The organism is Albidovulum denitrificans (genome assembly GCF_002973535.1).
Taxonomy (GTDB): Bacteria; Pseudomonadota; Alphaproteobacteria; order Rhodobacterales; family Rhodobacteraceae; genus Albidovulum; species Albidovulum denitrificans.
In genome coordinates, this window is sequence record NZ_PVEP01000002.1 from 573,748 (window position 1) to 589,936 (window position 16,189).

General features: G+C 63.0%; 15 protein-coding genes and 2 pseudogenes. 8 read left to right on the forward strand and 9 right to left on the reverse strand.

Annotation, left to right across the window (positions count from 1 at the left end):
* Positions 1–10: 10 nt before the first annotated feature.
* The 4 genes and pseudogenes from LX70_RS08590 to LX70_RS08605 all read right to left on the reverse strand — a co-directional run bounded on the left by LX70_RS08590 (position 11) and on the right by LX70_RS08605 (position 3,696).
* Entirely contained in the window at positions 11–2,089 is a 2,079-nt protein-coding gene (locus LX70_RS08590) for a hydantoinase/oxoprolinase family protein (protein ID WP_105514117.1), read from the reverse strand.
* A gap of 59 nt (positions 2,090–2,148) precedes the next feature.
* Positions 2,149–2,376: pseudogene (locus tag LX70_RS08595) on the reverse strand (TRAP transporter large permease subunit); the annotation flags it as partial.
* Positions 2,346–2,897: a type 2 periplasmic-binding domain-containing protein gene (locus LX70_RS08600; protein WP_105514118.1), complete on the reverse strand. Its 552-nt coding sequence runs from the start codon at positions 2,895–2,897 to the stop codon at positions 2,346–2,348. The pseudogene LX70_RS08595 and the gene LX70_RS08600, both read right to left, overlap by 31 nt.
* Before the next feature lie 76 nt (positions 2,898–2,973).
* Positions 2,974–3,696, reverse strand: a complete 723-nt coding sequence (locus LX70_RS08605; RefSeq protein ID WP_105514119.1) for an isochorismatase family protein — start codon at positions 3,694–3,696, stop codon at positions 2,974–2,976.
* A 196-nt stretch (positions 3,697–3,892) separates the two neighbouring features.
* Here LX70_RS08605 and LX70_RS08610 point away from each other — a divergent pair, with 196 nt between their 5' ends.
* Complete coding sequence (locus LX70_RS08610) at positions 3,893–4,792, forward strand: LysR family transcriptional regulator (RefSeq protein WP_105514120.1); 900 nt, start codon at positions 3,893–3,895, stop codon at positions 4,790–4,792.
* 56 nt (positions 4,793–4,848) lie between these two features.
* On the opposite strand, the pseudogene LX70_RS08615 reads toward LX70_RS08610, so the two are convergent.
* Positions 4,849–5,685, reverse strand: a pseudogene (locus tag LX70_RS08615) (IS5 family transposase); the annotation flags it as partial.
* An 84-nt stretch (positions 5,686–5,769) separates the two neighbouring features.
* Here LX70_RS08615 and LX70_RS21035 point away from each other — a divergent pair.
* The gene (locus LX70_RS21035; RefSeq protein WP_281260437.1) at positions 5,770–5,898 is read left to right on the forward strand and encodes a hypothetical protein; all 129 of its coding nucleotides are present in this window, start codon (positions 5,770–5,772) and stop codon (positions 5,896–5,898) included.
* A 368-nt stretch (positions 5,899–6,266) separates the two neighbouring features.
* On the opposite strand, the gene LX70_RS08620 is transcribed toward LX70_RS21035, so the two are convergent.
* From LX70_RS08620 to LX70_RS08630, 3 genes are all read right to left on the reverse strand, one after another.
* A complete protein-coding gene (locus tag LX70_RS08620; protein ID WP_105514194.1) occupies positions 6,267–7,019 on the reverse strand; it encodes an SDR family oxidoreductase in 753 nt (250 codons plus the stop codon).
* An 88-nt stretch (positions 7,020–7,107) separates the two neighbouring features.
* A complete protein-coding gene (locus LX70_RS08625) occupies positions 7,108–7,551 on the reverse strand; it encodes a cyclophilin-like fold protein (RefSeq protein ID WP_245885000.1) in 444 nt (147 codons plus the stop codon).
* A 28-nt stretch (positions 7,552–7,579) separates the two neighbouring features.
* A complete protein-coding gene (locus LX70_RS08630) occupies positions 7,580–7,975 on the reverse strand; it encodes a (R)-mandelonitrile lyase (protein ID WP_105514121.1) in 396 nt (131 codons plus the stop codon).
* A 105-nt stretch (positions 7,976–8,080) separates the two neighbouring features.
* Between LX70_RS08630 and LX70_RS08635 the strand changes: the two genes are divergently transcribed.
* From LX70_RS08635 to LX70_RS08650, 4 genes are all read left to right on the forward strand, one after another.
* Positions 8,081–8,974: a LysR family transcriptional regulator gene (locus tag LX70_RS08635; protein WP_105514122.1), complete on the forward strand. Its 894-nt coding sequence runs from the start codon at positions 8,081–8,083 to the stop codon at positions 8,972–8,974.
* A 279-nt stretch (positions 8,975–9,253) separates the two neighbouring features.
* Entirely contained in the window at positions 9,254–9,970 is a 717-nt protein-coding gene (locus LX70_RS08640; protein WP_245885001.1) for an ABC transporter ATP-binding protein, read from the forward strand.
* Entirely contained in the window at positions 9,964–12,330 is a 2,367-nt protein-coding gene (locus tag LX70_RS08645; RefSeq protein ID WP_105514124.1) for an ABC transporter permease, read from the forward strand. The genes LX70_RS08640 and LX70_RS08645 overlap by 7 nt, the downstream gene beginning before the upstream one ends.
* Before the next feature lie 3 nt (positions 12,331–12,333).
* Positions 12,334–13,542 carry an efflux RND transporter periplasmic adaptor subunit gene (locus LX70_RS08650; protein ID WP_105514125.1) on the forward strand — a complete coding sequence of 403 codons (1,209 nt, stop codon included), beginning with the start codon at positions 12,334–12,336 and terminating at the stop codon, positions 13,540–13,542.
* A gap of 618 nt (positions 13,543–14,160) precedes the next feature.
* On the opposite strand, the gene LX70_RS08660 is transcribed toward LX70_RS08650, so the two are convergent.
* Positions 14,161–14,934: a hypothetical protein gene (locus tag LX70_RS08660; RefSeq protein ID WP_105514127.1), complete on the reverse strand. Its 774-nt coding sequence runs from the start codon at positions 14,932–14,934 to the stop codon at positions 14,161–14,163.
* A 118-nt stretch (positions 14,935–15,052) separates the two neighbouring features.
* On the opposite strand from LX70_RS08660, the gene LX70_RS08665 reads away from it, so the two are divergent.
* Positions 15,053–15,277, forward strand: a complete 225-nt coding sequence (locus LX70_RS08665; protein ID WP_105514128.1) for a helix-turn-helix domain-containing protein — start codon at positions 15,053–15,055, stop codon at positions 15,275–15,277.
* Positions 15,278–15,646: 369 nt separating this feature from the next.
* Positions 15,647–16,087 (forward strand): ParB N-terminal domain-containing protein, encoded by a 441-nt coding sequence (locus LX70_RS08670; protein WP_105514129.1) that lies wholly within the window; start codon positions 15,647–15,649, stop codon positions 16,085–16,087.
* The last annotated feature ends 102 nt before the right edge of the window (positions 16,088–16,189 follow it).

Genomic DNA, 16,189 nt, shown 5'->3' on the forward strand with positions numbered 1-16,189 from the left:
GCCTCTCCCTTCATGCACCCACGGGACGGATGCGCGTGTTGCCATAATCGAGCGTCTCGGCCACCCAGCCGGGCGGAACGAGGGTTGTCGCGTTGTGCTGGTGAAGGATGGCCGGTCCTTCGATGCGATCACCCGCCAGCAGCTTCGTGCGGTCATAGCGCGGCGTTTCCAGCGTGCGGCCGTCGTCGAAGGTCGTCGTCCGCACGAACATCAGCGCGCGGTCCGTGCTGGAACCGTCTGTCGCGTCGATCGTGGGAATGTCGATCCGCCGCACCGAGGCCGAAGCGATGGCCCGGAGTGTGATCAGTTCCACCTCGGCGTCGCGGTAGCTGTAGCCGTAGTCCAACTGGTGCTGGTCGTGGAAGCTGTCGGTGATGATGTGGCGGTTGTCGGCCGTGACCGGCCCGTCCGGCATGTCGGCGCGCAGCTCGAATCCCTGGCCGTGGTAGCGGCATTCGGCAACGACGGTGACGTTTTGCTGGTCGCGCGGGATGCCATCGTTGTCGAGTTCGGCCTGGACCTGCCCGCGCAGGGCGGCAACCGCCGCGTTGATCCGGTCGAACTGGTCGGGCGTCGCTTTGTTCAGTTCCACGATCACCGCCTCGGTGTGTTCGTATTGCAGGTCGGTCTTCAGCAGCCCGACCGCGGCGGTGATCCCCGGCGCGACCGGAACGATGACGTCCCTGGCCGACATCGCCTCGCACAGGGCGACCCCGTGCAGCGGGCCGGCCCCCCCGAAGGGCATGATTGAGAAGCCGCGCGGGTCGATGCCGCGCGCTACCGAATTCGAGCGGATCGCTAGCGCCATGTTGGAATTGATAATCTTGATGATGCCGAGCGCGGCGTCGCGCACGCTCATCCCGAGGGGCCCGGCGATCTTCTCCTCGACAGCCTTGTAGGCAAGATCGGCGTCGAGCTTGAGATCACCGCCGAGCGCCATGTCGGGGTCGAGCCGGCCGAGAACGATCTGCGCGTCCGTGACCGTCGGCTCGGTGCCGCCACGGCCATAGCAGGCCGGGCCGGGTTCGGAACCGGCGGAACGCGGGCCGACATGGAATGCGCCGGCCTCGTCGATATAGGCAACCGAACCGCCGCCCGCGCCGATGGTGACAAGGTCGATCATCGGGGTCAGCACCGGGTGGCCGCCGACATAGGTGTCGCGCGGGTTCATGATCTTTACCACGCCCCCCGGGATCGTCGAGATGTCGGCCGAGGTGCCGCCGATATCGACGGTGATGACATCGCCGACGCCCGCCATCACGCCTTCGGATGCGCCCCCGATGACACCGCCCGCCGGGCCGGACATGAGAATGCGGATCGGCCGCTTCGCGCAGGCCTCGACGGTTGAGACGCCGCCGTTCGACTGCATGATGCGCAGTTTCGATGTCACGCCCGCCTCGCGCAGCCGCGAGTCGAGATCGCGCAGGTAGTAAGACGTCTTCGGCCCGACATAGGAGTTCATCGCAGCGGTCGAGAACCGTTCGTATTCGCGCATCACGTTCGCCACTTCGGACGACAGCGTGACATAGGCGTCCGGCAGTTCGTCGAGCACGATCTCCTTCGCGCGACGCTCATGCGCGTCGTTGAGGAACGCGAACATGAAGCCGATGACGATGGAGTTGATGCCCCGCTTGCGGAACAGCGCACAGGCGGCGCGCACCGCGTCTTCGTCGAGCGGCACCACGACTTCTCCGGTGGGGGGCAGGATGCGCTCGGCAACGGCGATGCGGTTGCGGCGCTTCACCAGCGGCTGGCTTTGCCACGGAACGTCGAAATGCAATGAGAAATTGTAGGGCCGTTTGTGGCGGCCGATATGGAGGATGTCGCGGAACCCCTCGGTCGTGAGCATCCCGCATTCCGCGCCGTTATGCTCGATCGTGATATTCGTTGCGGTCGTCGTGCCATGCACGATCATCTCGACCTCGGCCGGGTCGATATCGGCGAGCCGGCAGATGCCTTTCACGCCCTCGACCACCCCGATGGACTGGTTTTTCAGCGTCGTCGGCACTTTGTGATAATAGACGCCCTTCGCGCATTCGAGAACGAGGTCGGTATTGGTGCCGCCGACGTCCACTCCTATTCGAGCCATGATTTCCTCCTCCGGGTATCAGTCCGCCTTCGCGGTATGGTTGGTGTGTTCGCGGTCGGTCAGCCGAACGTGTCCGGCAGCCAGGTCGCGATCTCAGGAAAGACGAGCAACGCCGCGATCATCAGAAGCATGGCCACGACAAAGGGCAGTGCGCCGAAGATGACATCGTTGATCGAGCCGGTTCCGCGCACCCCTTTGATGACATAGAGGCTAACGCCGATCAGCGGGGTGATCAGGGCGGTCTCCAGCAGCAGCATCACGATGCCGAACCAGACGAGGTCGAAGCCAGGCAAGCCACGCCGAGCGCCTCCTTCGCCTCGGCATTTGCCCAGCCGTTATACTCCAGCTGTTTGAAGGCAGCCGTCATGGTTGCGCGTGTCTCTTCGTCATGCCCGTACCAGAGCGTTGCGTTGATCGCCGAGAACGTGATCGAGTAGGCGTCGGTGATGGCGCGCATTGTGGCGAAGTCCGGCGCGATGGACGAAAGTTCGACCCCCTCGATGGCCGGATTTTCCGCGGCAACGTAGCTGCCAAGGCCGTGGGCCACTTCAAAGACGTCGAGATTGAGCAGGCGCATCACCTCATTGCCCTTGAGATCGACCTCGGTGAGCGGGATCGCGTCGTCGGCAAGCTTGCCGCCGGAGGCCGCGGGCAGTTTTTCAGACCAGAACGGCTGTTCGAGCTCCTGCCACGAGGCGAAGTTGCTCCAGGTGCCGACGGCCTTGAACGTGTGCGCGGGCGTCTCGGCGAAAGTGGGGCCCGCAGCAAGCACGGCGAACGTGGTCCCGCAAAGAAGAGAATTGACCATTGGATTTACTCCCTTGCCCATTGTTGCTCTTAGGGCGTCCACCGGCGCCTTTCGCGCCGGCGGACGGGATGCAAACTTATTCGGCAGCGACGCGTGCATTGGCGAGGCCGTCGATATAGGCCACGCATTCGTCAACTGTGTGGACGTCGCCGAACTTCGCGTCGATGTCGAAGAGGTTCCATGCGACTGCGCCCGGAACCCGATCCCCAATCGCCTCTTTCACCGCGATGGTGCGGAAGCCGTCGGCGATGCCATCACAGATCGTCTGCCGCACGCAGGCGCAGGCGGTGACGCCGGTCACGAGGATCGTATCGACATTGTTGGCGCGCAGGATGCCGGCCAGCTCGGTGCCGTGGAACGACGAGGCGCGCTTCTTCAAAAGCGTGTATTCGCCCTCGACCGGAGCAATGCGGCTGTCGATCGCCCAGAGATCCTTGTTCTTGAGGTCGACGACATCGACCGGGATCTTGTTGTGCCACAGGCCCATGTCGGTGAAGGGCGCGTTGCGATCGGTGATCTCGTAGGCCGTGGTGACATGGACGACCGGCAGATTCTGGGCACGGAACGCCTTCAGCAGCTTCTGCATGCCGGGGATGATCTCGTTGTCCATCTTCTCCTGGTCGCAGGTGAAGGGGTTGCCCGGCCGGGTCCAGGCATTGGCGAGGTCAACGCTCACCAGCGCCGGGCGCTTGCCGAAGCCGACGCGGCGCTGGAAGCCGCGCTGCTGGTAAAGCTTCGATGCCGTGTCGAAGGCCTGCTGCAGCAGGCGGTCCAGTTCCTTGGTGTCAACTTCGCTCATTCTGTTCTCCTGTCTGTCCCGGTACCCGGAACATCGGGCCGGATTGGTTCGAGCTTCTGCGGTGGTCACGGGAGCGAGGTGCCGCACCGCACGGGACACATAATTCCGCCGGTTCCGCGTCAGGGGAATGGACGGTTCGACGCATATTGATGCATGATGTGCATCAAACGATCGCCGCGGATTCGGGGGGCATGTCATGCAGCAGGTGGCCGGTCTGGACCTGATCCAGTCCTTCCTCATCGTCGCCGAGGAACTCAATTTCCGGCGCAGTGCCGAGCGGATGAACCTCGACCAGTCAGCACTGACGCGACGCATCCAGAAGCTGGAGGACAGCCTCGGGTTCAAGCTCCTGGAACGCACCACCCGTGAGGTCACGCTGACCAAGGCCGGACAGTCCTTCTATCAGGACAATGCCAACCTGCTCTCGCGGTACGAACAATCCGTCGAAGGCGCGCGCCGGATTTCAGACGGCAAGACCGGCATTCTGCGCGTTGCCTATATGGCGTTTGCCGCGACCGAACTGATGCCCCTGGCCGTTGCACGGTTCCGTCAGGTTCATCCGCATATAGACGTGGCGCTTCAATACATGCGCACGCAGGGCCAGAAGCTTGCGCTCGCGAATGACGAGATCGATATCTGCTATATGATCGGCCCCTTCGACCATAGCGAGTATCACACTATTACCCTCGCCACGGATCCGCTCTACGTTGTCACGCCCAAGAACCACCCATTTCTGCGCAAGCTAGCTATCGATCCTCACGATCTGGCAAACGAGGATCTGATCCTTGGCGACATGCGCGAATGGGGCGAGTATCGCTGGCGGCTCAACGACATGTTCAGCAGCGAAGGCATTCCCCTGCGTGTCGCGCTCGAAGCCTCTAATACTCTTGCGTTGATCGGATTGGTGTCGGCGGGTCTCGGTATCACGATTTATCCCGAGAGCCTGATCGGCTTTCTCGGAAGGAATGTCGAGGTTCGGCCGATCCGCCACGACGCCTTCAACAGCCGAACCATTCTGGTCTGGAAGCGCACAAACCGCGACGTCCAGGTGCGATCGTTCGTGGAGGTGGCCAAGCACCTGCCTGTGCGGATGTAATCAGCGTTGTTGCGCAAATCAGCGCTCGGGCTGAAGATGCCCGTTCCCGTGGCCTTTCAGGCGATGGCCTCGTTCTCGGCCCTGCTGAGGGCGGTGTAGCCGTTCAGGACGGCGATGCGGACCTGGAGTTCGGCGACCTGGCGGTCGAAGTGCCGCGCCATGAGCCGTTGCCCCAGAAGCTTCAGGCAATGCATCTTGGTTTCGACGCGGCTCCGACGGTGATAGCCACTCCATCGTCGCCACAAAGCGCGGCCGAGGTATTTGGATGCCCGAAGGGCCTCGTTTCGGGCGATGGCTCCGGCGGTGACAGATTTCCACGGCTTCGCATTCTTGCGGGGCGGGATGACGCCATGGGCGCCACGATCGGCGATCGCATCATGGCATTTTTCAGGTATCGTAGGCACCGTCGGCGGTGACGCTGCCGATCTCCTGATCCGCCGGGATCTGGTCGAGCAGATCGGGCAGCACCGGCGCATGACCGATTTGGCTCCCGGTGATCTCGACGGCCCTTACTTCCAACGTTTGTTCGTCGATCCTGAGGTGGATCTTACGCCAGACCCGCTGTTTTGCACCGCCATGGTTGCGGGCGTGCCATTGGCCTTCCACCTTGATCCCTGTGCTGTCGATCAGCAGATGTAACGGGCCCTTGGAGCCACGGTAAGGGATGTTCACCGCCAAGGTCTTCTGACGTCGGGATAGTGTGCTGATCTCAGGCACGGTCCAGTCAAGACCGATCAGGCGCAACTGGCTCTCGACGAAGCCGCCTCGCCATGGTTGCTCGAACCAGTTGCGCAACATGGCTCGATCTGCCTGAGCGCCATGCCGAACCACACCGTCATGGACAGACACGTCTGGATGGCGGCATCGCTATAGGTCTGCTGTCGGCCACGCCTGACCGCATCTCGAAGGCCTGGGTTGTTCGCCAGCCGGAGCACTTCGAACGCGGCAAGCCGTGGTGGGAACGCCACAAGCTGCTTTTGATCGGGATTGCCACCTTTCTGGGCCTTATCGTCCTTGCGCAGGGGGTGTCGCTTCTCGACCAGATCGACCGCAGGCAGGCGCTGTCGATGGGGTCACCGCTCGACGACGTCACCCTCCGGGCATGACGGACGGACTGCAAATGGTGCGCCAACCAGGAATGGCCAGACCCGGATCAACTGGCAAACGGTGAGACCCGTGGGTACGCGGCTTATGCGGTCGAAGTGGGTGTCGCACTTCGCGCGCCCATCGGGAGCGCGAAGTCCTAGGGAAATATTTCGAGATCGATGGGGATAGACTCTGGCGCCACCGAGCTAGGATATCCGAGGCTCCCCTGCCGCGCTGCAACAAAGAGCTTTTCAACAGCATGGGCGGAAGAGGCCATTCGCCGCGATTGGCGCGAGCGTCCGCTATTGGGGGGACATCGGACCCGCAAGACCTCTGGGCAGCGGCGGATCTTGCCGCCGCTGCCGGGCTCGGAATGCAGTGCCGGGCCTTACCAGGGCTGGTTCGCCGGACCCACGGTGAATTCGTTGACCGTGGTGTCGGCGGGCAGCGAGATCGCGAAGGCGACAACGTCTGCGATGCGCTCCGGCGAGATCCCGAATTGGTCGTAGAGCGCCTTCATCCCTGCGGCGGTGCCGGCATCGCTGATCGTGCTTAGCAGTTCGGTGTTGATCGCCGCCGGATACAGGGTCGCGGTGCGGATATTGCTGCCTTCCATCGCCGCTTCCATCCGAAGCACCTCCATGAAGTTCTTCACGAACCACTTGGTCCCGCCGTAAACGGCGGCGCCCGGATAGGCCTTCAGCCCGGCGACCGACGAGGTTGCGATCACATGGCCGGACTTCTGTTCGAGGAAGGTCGTCATCGCCGCCGCGACGCCGTTCAGCACGCCCTTGATGTTCACATCCACCATCTGGTTCCACTCGTCGGTCTTCAGCGCCGAGACCGGCGACGACGGCATGAGTCCGGCGTTCAGGAAGATCACGTCGAGCCTGCCGAAGCTGTCCTTCGCAAGTTTGACGATGGCATCGTTGTCGGCCTGGCTGGTGACGTCGAGTGCCTTATAGACAGCCTCGCCCCCCGCCTCCCGGATCTCTTGCGCGATCCGCTCGAGCTTGTCGGTGCGGCGCGCCCCGAGGACGACTTTCGCGCCCTTGGCGGCAAGCAGCTTTGCCGTGGCTTCACCAATGCCGCTGGAGGCGCCAGTGATGATGACGACCTTGCCGCTGATGTTGTCGGTCATGATGGTTTCCTTCTTGTCATGTGGCCGCATGCGGCGAGCGCACCACCCGAAGGGGCGGTCCGTTGCCGATGCGACGGGTTGAGTTTGGTCAGTCGGCCAGTCTGATACGGACCGGTCCGTCTTTCAGGCGGCCCGCAATGGGCGCATCGAACTTGCCAAGCGGGACGAGCCCCGCCGAGTCCCGGAACCGCTTGTGGAAGATCGCCAGATTGCCCCAGGGAGCATAAAGCGTGATGTCTCCGGCTACGGGCGCGTAGCTTTTCGGCGCCCCCGTAGTGTCGAGCTTGCGCGGCAGGTCCGAGATCTTCTCGGTCCCGTTATGGTCGCGCAAGATCAGCTCCAGCGGCAGCATCGCAGCGAAGTCGCGCGCAGCGGGCGTGTCGTTCAGTGTCGCCTTCAGCGTCTCGTTTCCCGCGATCAACTCGATCCTGGTCATGGCAGGTCCTTTCCCTTGTCCGAGTTGCGTTTCGCCCCAGGCGGCGGCGACCGTCAGCGCGGTCGGCAGGATCGTCGGGATCAGAGACAGGCGCATCGAAAGCCTCCTGCGCGTGGCGCGCCAGTCAGGCGCCGTATTGCTCGTCGGAGACCTTCTCCATCCAGTCGACGGCCTTGCAGTCCTGGACTTCCTGTATCGCCGTGTGCGTCATGGCCGCGTCCGGCGCCGCGCCGTGCCAGTGCTTTTCGCCGGGCGCGAACCAGACGACGTCGCCCGGGCCGATCTCCTCGATCGGGCCGCCCCAGCGTTGCACACGCCCGTGGCCCGCGATCACGAGAAGGGTCTGGCCGAGCGGGTGGGTGTGCCACGCGGTGCGGGCGCCCGGCTCGAAGGTGACGTTGGCGCCCTGGACGCGCTCCTTGTCGAAAGCGTTGAAGAGCATCTCGACCTGAACCGAGCCGGTGAACCAGTCGGTGGGCCCCGGGCCCGCCATCCGGCTTTCCGCACGAACGATTTCCATGGGTTCGTCCTTTCCTGTTCCGTTGCGTATGCCGGCAATGTAGAGGGCTGTGCGCCATCTGATTAGCTGCTATAATTCGCATGAACTACTGAGCAGGATTCATTAATGGCGCGCGACGAGCTGAGCGAACTGAGGGCCTTCATCGCCGTTGCTTCCGAAAGCAGCTTCACCCGGGCGGCGGCCAGGCTGGGCCTCTCCGCGTCAGCCCTCAGCCACACCATTCGCGGCCTCGAGGAACGGCTGGGCCTGCGCCTGCTGACACGGACTACACGGAGCGTGGCGACGACCGAGGCCGGCGAGCGACTCTACCGTTCCATTGCGCCGCACTTCGATCAGATCCATGCCGAACTCGATGCATTGAGCGAATTGCGCGACAAACCGTCCGGCACGATCCGGATCAGTTCGGGCGTGCATGCCGCGGAGATGATACTACGACCGAAGGTGGCGGAATTCCTGCCCGAATACCCTGACGTCAGCGTCGAAGTCTCCATCGACGACGGGTTCGTCGACATCGTCGGCGGGCATTTCGACGCCGGTGTCAGGCTGGGCGAGTCGGTCAGCAAGGACATGATCGCCGTGCGGATCGGCCCGGACTGGCGTTTCCTGGTCGTCGGTGCCCCTGGCTACTTCGCGCGACGGTCCGAGCCCGAGCACCCGCGCGACCTGACCAATCATCTTTGCGTCAACCTGCGCATGGCCTCGGCGGGCGGGCTCTATGCCTGGGAGTTCGAAAAGGACGGGCGCGAGCTGGAGGTCCGGGTCGGCGGGCAGATCACCTACAACAGCATCTTCCCGGTGCTGGATGCCGCCGTCGACGGCCTCGGGCTCGCCTATGTCCCGGAAGACCTGGCGCGACCGCATATCGAAGCCGGCCAGCTGCGTGTCGTCCTGGGCGACTGGTGCCCACCGATCCAGGGCTATCACCTCTATTACCCGAACCGCCGTCTGGCTTCCCCGGCATTCGCCCGCTTTATCGATGCGCTCAGGTATCGGGCCTGAGGGCCTGCCTCACGGCCCCAAGACGGAAAGCGGAACTTCGCTGCGCACGTGCTGAAGGTCGGCCTTGGGCCGATTGCACGTAGTCTGCTACCGGCCCAAAGCTTACGGTGAGGCAATTCGCCGGGCGCCATCGCACCCGGCCCAGAGCAGACATTGGTGCCAACGGCGGCGAATGGCTGCTCCTACTCTGGCCTTCCAGCGAGCTCTGACGGCCTTGATGTTGATCAACGCTCAACTGCTCATGCCCGTTTATCTTAGCTAGGCGAAATGGGACCCACAATGGCCGGTGAAGCTCAGACTGTCTTCCGCGCTAAAGGGCTGACCAAAGTCTACCGCACGGGCGCGCAGGAGGTGCACGCACTTCGCGGTATCGACTTCGAGGCAAGACGCGGGGAATTCGTCGTCATCCTCGGACCGTCGGGTTCGGGGAAGTCAACCTTTCTGAACGTGATCGGTGGGCTAGACCAGGCGTCCGGAGGAGAAGTCTGGTTCGAGGACCATCAACTGACGGCGATGAACGAGCGTCAGCTCACTCAGTACCGGCGCGACCACGTCGGTTTCGTCTTCCAGTTCTACAACCTTGTTCCAAGCCTGACTGCACGTGAGAACGTCAAGCTGGTTACCGAGATAGCCCGCCGGCCGATGGCAGTCGATGACGCGCTAGCATTGGTAGGGCTCTCTGAACGTCGCGATCACTTTCCAGCCCAACTTTCGGGCGGCGAGCAGCAGCGTGTTGCAATCGCCCGGGCCATCGCCAAGAATCCTCAAGTGCTCTTGTGCGACGAGCCTACCGGGGCGTTGGACAGTGCAACCGGCGTGATGGTTTTAGAGGCGCTGACCGAGGTGAACCGTGCCGTCGGCGCGACGACGCTGGTCATCACCCACAATATGGCCATCGGCGATATCGCCGACAGGGTGGTGTACTTCGCGGACGGGCAGATCTCCCGGGAAGTGATCAACACGACGAAGAAAGCGCCATCGGAGGTCACATGGTGATCTCTCCGCTCCGCCGCAAAGTCTTGCGCGACATCGTTCGGCTGTGGCCGCAGATACTGGCCATCGCGCTAGTGCTCGCCGCGGGCGTGGCGACGATGATCCTTGGGAACGGTGCCTATTCCTCACTGTCGGAAACACGGACGCGCTACTACGAGCAAAATCGCTTCGCCGATGTCTTCGCCGACCTGACGCGTGCGCCGCTGGCGCTCCTGGGTGAGATCAAAGCGATCGACGGGGTTCTCGACGCCGAGGCGCGGATCGTGAAGCTTGGCCTGCTGGACCTTCCGACGTTGGCCGAGCCGGGGACAGTCCTTTTTGTCTCTCTGCCGCTCGATGAGCGGTCAGGACTGAACCGGCTCTATCTGCGGCAGGGACGGCTGCCGGACCCGCAGTCGGCCGACGAGATCGTCGTCTCGGACGGTTTCGCTCAAGCTAACCAACTTGTGCCGGGGGACAGGCTTCCCGTGCTGATGAACGGGCAGCGGCGCGAGTTGAAGATCACCGGGGTCGCGCTATCGCCCGAGTTTATCTACGCGCTCGGCCCCGGGGAGATCATGCCTGATCCGCGACGGTTCGGCGTCGTCTGGGCGCCGCGCGCCGGCCTTGCGGCGGCCTACAACCTTCAAGGTGCCTTTTCAAACGTCGTGCTGAAGCTTGCTCCCGGCGCCTCGGAGGGCGGCGCGATCACCGAGTTGGACCGAAGCATTGCGCGCTATGGCGGCGTCGGAGCGATCGGGCGTGCGGACCAGATCTCACACGCCTTCCTCGATGCCGAACTGATGCAGCTCAGCGCCATGGTGAAAGTGCTGCCGCCGATCTTCCTGCTGGTGGCGGCTATGCTGGTCAACATGACGCTGTCGCGCCTGATCACGCTGGAGCGAGAGCAGATCGGACTTTTGAAGGCGATCGGCTACAGCTCTCGGGCGGTGGCGCAGCACTACATCGAGTTCGTCTTGCTGATCGCCATTATGGGTATCCTAATTGGCTTCGCGGCGGGAGCCTGGCTTGGCATGGGTTTGGCGCAGATGTATGTGCGGTTCTTCTCATTCCCGTTCCTGATCTTCACGCGCGACCCGCTGATTTACGGCGTGGCTGCGGTCGTCGCACTTGCGGCCGCGGTCGCGGGGGCGCTTTACGCAGTCCGCTCAGTCGTGGTCCTTCCTCCTGCCGTCGCCATGCTTCCGCCCGCGCCGGTCGACTATCGGCGGCGTTTCGGATCCTCCGGCCGGACGTTGGGCCTACGCATGACCAAAATGATGACGGCGCGGCACCTGATCCGATGGCCGTTCCGCACGCTTTCAAGCATCTTCGGGGTCGCCATGGCGGTGGCGATCCTCGTGGCCTCGCTCTGGTCCACAGGCTCGATCGACTGGATGATCGATGTGACTTTCTTCCGTTCGGAACGCCACGACGCCGCAATCATCTTCGGCGCGCCGGAACCGCAGAGCGCTATGCTGGATGCCCTGCATATGCCCGGCGTCATGGTGTCAGAGCCGTTTCGCTCGGTCGCGGCGCGGATCAGCCACCTGAACCTGTCCAAACGGCTCAGCATCGTCGGGCGGCCCAAAGACCCGGTCCTGTCGCGAGTGCTCGATCCTGAGCTGCGGCCGATGTCCATGCCTGAGGCCGGCCTGATCCTGTCCGAAGCCTTGGCCGAGGCGTTGCAGGCGCGCCCCGGAGACCGCGTTACGGTCGAGATTTTCGAGCGCTCACGTCCGACGATTGACCTGCCCGTCAGTGGCCTGTCGCTCGGCTACGTGGGGTTGAGTGCGGCGATGGAGATCAGTGCTTTGAACCGCCTGATGGGCGAAGGGGCGATGGTGTCAGGGTTGAACCTGACGATCGACGCATCAGAGACCGCCGCATTCTACGACGCGGCAAAGGCCGCCCCCAAGACGGAACTGATCTCGATCGCGGCGCTGACGGTCAAGCGCTTCCGCGAGACGCTTGCCGAGAACATCAACGTAATGATCACCGTCTACGTTGGCCTTGCGGCAATCATCGCATTGGGTGTGGTCTACAACTTCTCGCGGATCATCCTTTCGGAACAGGGCCGCGAACTGGCGAGTCTCCGCGTCCTTGGTTTCACCCGGGCCGAGGTGGCGGGCGTCGTCTTCGGTGAACTCGCCGCGGTGGTCTTGCTGGCGCAGCCACTCGGCTGGCTCATCGGCTATGGCATTAGCTGCGGCCTGGTGGCTGCATTTTCCTCGGATCTATACCGCGTACCCTTGGTGCTCGGACGCGAAGTCTATGCGACGGCGAGCCTCGTAGTATGCCTCGCCGCGCTGGTGTCCGCCATGGCAGTGTCCGGGCGGATAAATAACCTCGACATGATCGAGGTTCTGAAAACGCGGGAGTGACAGATGCGCCGATTGATACCCGTATTCATCCTGCTCGTGCTCATCGCCTTCGTGGTCTGGGCCTTTGTGCCTCGGCCGCTCGACGTCGAGGTGGCCGCAGTAACCACACGTGACCTTGAAGTCGCCGTTGAAGAGGAAGGGGTTGCGCGAATCCGCGAGGTCTACACCGTGTCGGCGACGATTGCCGGCAAGCTGCAGCGGATCAGCCTGCATGCAGGAGACAGCGTAACCGAGGGCCAGACTGTCGTGGCCTCGATTGGCCCGGCGGCGCCCGCGCTGCTGGACGCGCGCGCGCGGGCCGTGGCCGGGGCGAGCGAAGCCGCCGCCCAAGCGGCGGTGGACCTCGCTCTCGCGCAGCTCAGCCAGGCTGAGGCGATGCTGGAATATTCTACGTCCATGGCGAACCGCTCAATAGCTCTCTATGAGAAGTCCGCGATTTCGACGCAGCTCTATGACAACGCGATCCGCGATCAGCGAAGCGCTCAGGCCGCAGTGGACAGCGCGCGGGCCAACCTTTCGGTGCGCCAGCAGGAGTTGAAAAGTGCCCAAGCGGTTCTCCAGGCAGGAGATAATCCCGGCCCCGAGAGTTGTTGCGTCAAGATCGTCGCGCCGACCTCCGGCATGGTACTGCGGACGCTGACCGAGAGCGAACAGGTGGTGCAGCCGGGTACACCAATCCTGGAAATCGGGGACCCCGAAAGCCTCGAGATCGCCGTCGATCTCCTCTCGCGCGACGCTGTGCATGTGAAGACCGGAACCGCCGCGACGATCATCGGATGGGGGGGAGCGCCGATTTCAGCGCGGGTCGAGCGGGTGGAACCCTCGGCGGAGACCAAGGTTTCGGCTCTCGGTATCGAGGAACAGCGCGTCAAGGTGATCCTGAACCTGACCGCGTCCTACGAGACATGGAAAGAGCTCGGCCATGGTTTTCGTGTCGTCGCTCGGATCGTTCTGTGGCGCGGATCGGATGTGATGACCATTCCGGTTGGCGCCCTCTTTCGCGACGGGAGGGACTGGGCGACCTATCTCGTCCGCGACGGAAAGGCGAAGCTGCAACGCATCACGATCGGGAAGCGGAACGAGGACTACGCCGAAGTGCTCGACGGGCTATCGGCGAACGACCAAGTGATCCTTCACCCCAGCGATGTCATAGCTGATGGCGTAGCCGTCGAGCCTGCGCGGCAAGACGGTGGAGAAACGACGGCACGGTGAAATGCAACGAATTGTCAAACGCGAAAGAAGGAGTGATTGCCATTCAAACATGCGGCTAGACCCTATGGACTGACCGTCCGCATCCGAAGCAGCCGTTGTTACGTGATGCAGCGAACTTCCGCTTCACGCCGTCCCTTCCGCATGACTTCGCAGATGCGGCTTAAAGTGAGCATGTGCAGCGAACGGCGGTAAGGTCCCGCACTGCCGACTTCCATCTTGATGGTGGGCTCGCACATGCAGCGAATGACCGATCTGGGGATGCTGCGCCGCGGCGTCGGACCGAGGCGCGAACGGCGGCAATGGGCCGGACTCGGTCCGCAGCGTCCGCCTTCGAGTTAATGTCCGCCATCCAGATATTCTTGGACCAGGGACAGAGACCGTCTCGTCCGCTTCGTGATACCCCTGATCTCGCGAAGCAGCCCGGCGGCTCTTGCCTGGCTGAGCTCAGCCCGCTGCCCTTCGGCCGCCAGAGCCGCGCAGTCCTCGAACTGTGCGGTCAGCCGGGCGAAGAGCTCCTGCATTTCGGTGTCCTGCACGTTCCGGCTCCAATCCCTGTCGGGCAAGGACCGCTTCCGGCGGAGCAAAAGTCCAGTTGTTTCTGCCGTCCGGCAGAGAAACTCAGGCCGTTCCGACGCTTGCGCGCAGAGCCCGCTGATACTGCCAGATCGCATGATCGAGGCTGAGCGGTGTCCAGCGGTACCCGCGCCGGGTCAGTTCACGGGCTGCCAGCCGAACCAACACCGCTGCCTGCCGCGGCTCAGGTTCTTTTTCGGTCCCCAGCGCGCAGGCGACGAAGCGCTGGATCATCCGGTCGGGCTTGATGAGGTCATCGTCACCGGCCAGCATTCTGAAATAGTCGAAAGCGATCCCGCTTCCTTGGCCCGGCAGGCCCAGAATGATCGCTTCGGCAAGCTCCAGTCGGTCCGGCGTGATGTCTGTGAAGGTGTCGATGTCACATCGCAGCAGGGCGTCGGCGAACAGCTTGACCGCCTCGGCTTTCAATATCCCCGAAGTCGTCGATGTACGCTGGCGGTTCCCGAAGAGCACCTGGGCCGCGGCCTCCGAGGTCAACCCGTCATAGAGCGCCAGCAGATCCGAGAGGCTGCGGGTTCCGGCGCCACGATCTTCGCGCAACGTCGCAAACCGCGGCCAGCCGGTCTTGTCGCAGAAGCGCGCAACGGTCGCTTGTGTGGATGTGTATTTCACGCCGATCGAAAATACCGCGTCGATCACACAAAGCGGCAGGGAGGCATAGCGGTATTCTTGCGAGACGCCGACCGGCTCCAGCCCGATCTCTTCAATATGGTCGGCGAGTATGGCGATGGGATCGCCATATGCCCGAGGTTTCTTCGCACTCGCCCCGTTTGCCCCTTCCGCTTCCATCGTCGTCATAACCTCGCATTGTCGTCGATCAGTGACATGACCAACGCTTGCGCGGCGGCTGAGGTCAAGCGCGAATGTCACTGTTCGTCTGTAGACGGATCGGCGACATGACCGGCCTTTGGGCGGCATGGAGATCCGTGAACGCCTGAGCCTCAACATGCGCCGTCTGCGCCAGTCGAAAGGCTGGTCGCAGGAGGAATTTGCGCATCAGGCCGGGCTGCATCGGACCTATGTCAGCGACCTGGAACGCGGGGCTCGCAATCCGACGATCACCGTGGTCGACAAGCTGGCGGTGGCGCTGGGCGTGCCGGTCGGCGCCTTACTCGACGAACAGCACTCCGCCGCGAGTTAGAGATTCGTCTGGTCAGTCGTTGGCGTGAAGACCATGTTTTAGGGCCTCGATGACCCCGAAAACCGCCCCGGAATGCAGATTCTATATAAACCATTTATACATCGGGGCAGATAACCCTTGCGGTCTTGGGCAAGCGCACCAATGTAGGATCCGAGCCGCAGACAGCTGCCGGCTCTGAAGTAACGGATCGTGGATAGCATCGGACTATCACACGGGTCGGGCCGAAATCCCGGCAACTCTGCAGCAATCCACCGGGTTGCCTGCGTATCAACGGACCAACGGTGTTTAGCGGCGCCAGATCGCCGCGAATGAGATTGGAAGTCCCCGGAACGGTCTGGGGGCAAGTTGGTATGCAGAGGAGAACATCTGATGACCAACATCACCCAGGGAACCGACGTTCCCAACCTGAGGGATGAAACCCTCGCGAAGGTCGCCCGGTATGATCCGGATGAGCTTGACTATCTCCCGCTCGACGAGCGTGAACATAGCGACGCCGAGATCGACCACTTCCAGCGGACGATCTACGACTACACCGGGGCCCAGCCGATCGTGATCGATGACGAGTGCAATATCGTCGCCGGCCGCGGGCGCGTCGAAGCCGCCCGGCTGCTCGGTATCGAAGAGATTCCGGCCATTCCCCTGTCGTCGCTCTCGTCGGATGATCTCGATCACTACATCGAGACGATGATCCGCTTCGGCGCCTATGTCGGCTGGAGCGCCGAGATGCTGGAAACCGACCTGCAGCATCTGCTCGTGATCGAAGCGTTGATGAAGGCGGGCCGGGGCGACACTGCGGCCAAGATTCAGTGACGATCCGGTGAACCTGACCCGGGCACCGCAAGGTGCCCGACCAAGAGATGCGAAGTGATCGGTGGGGGGCCTGCCGATCTTGTGCCGGGAGACCGGCCCTTC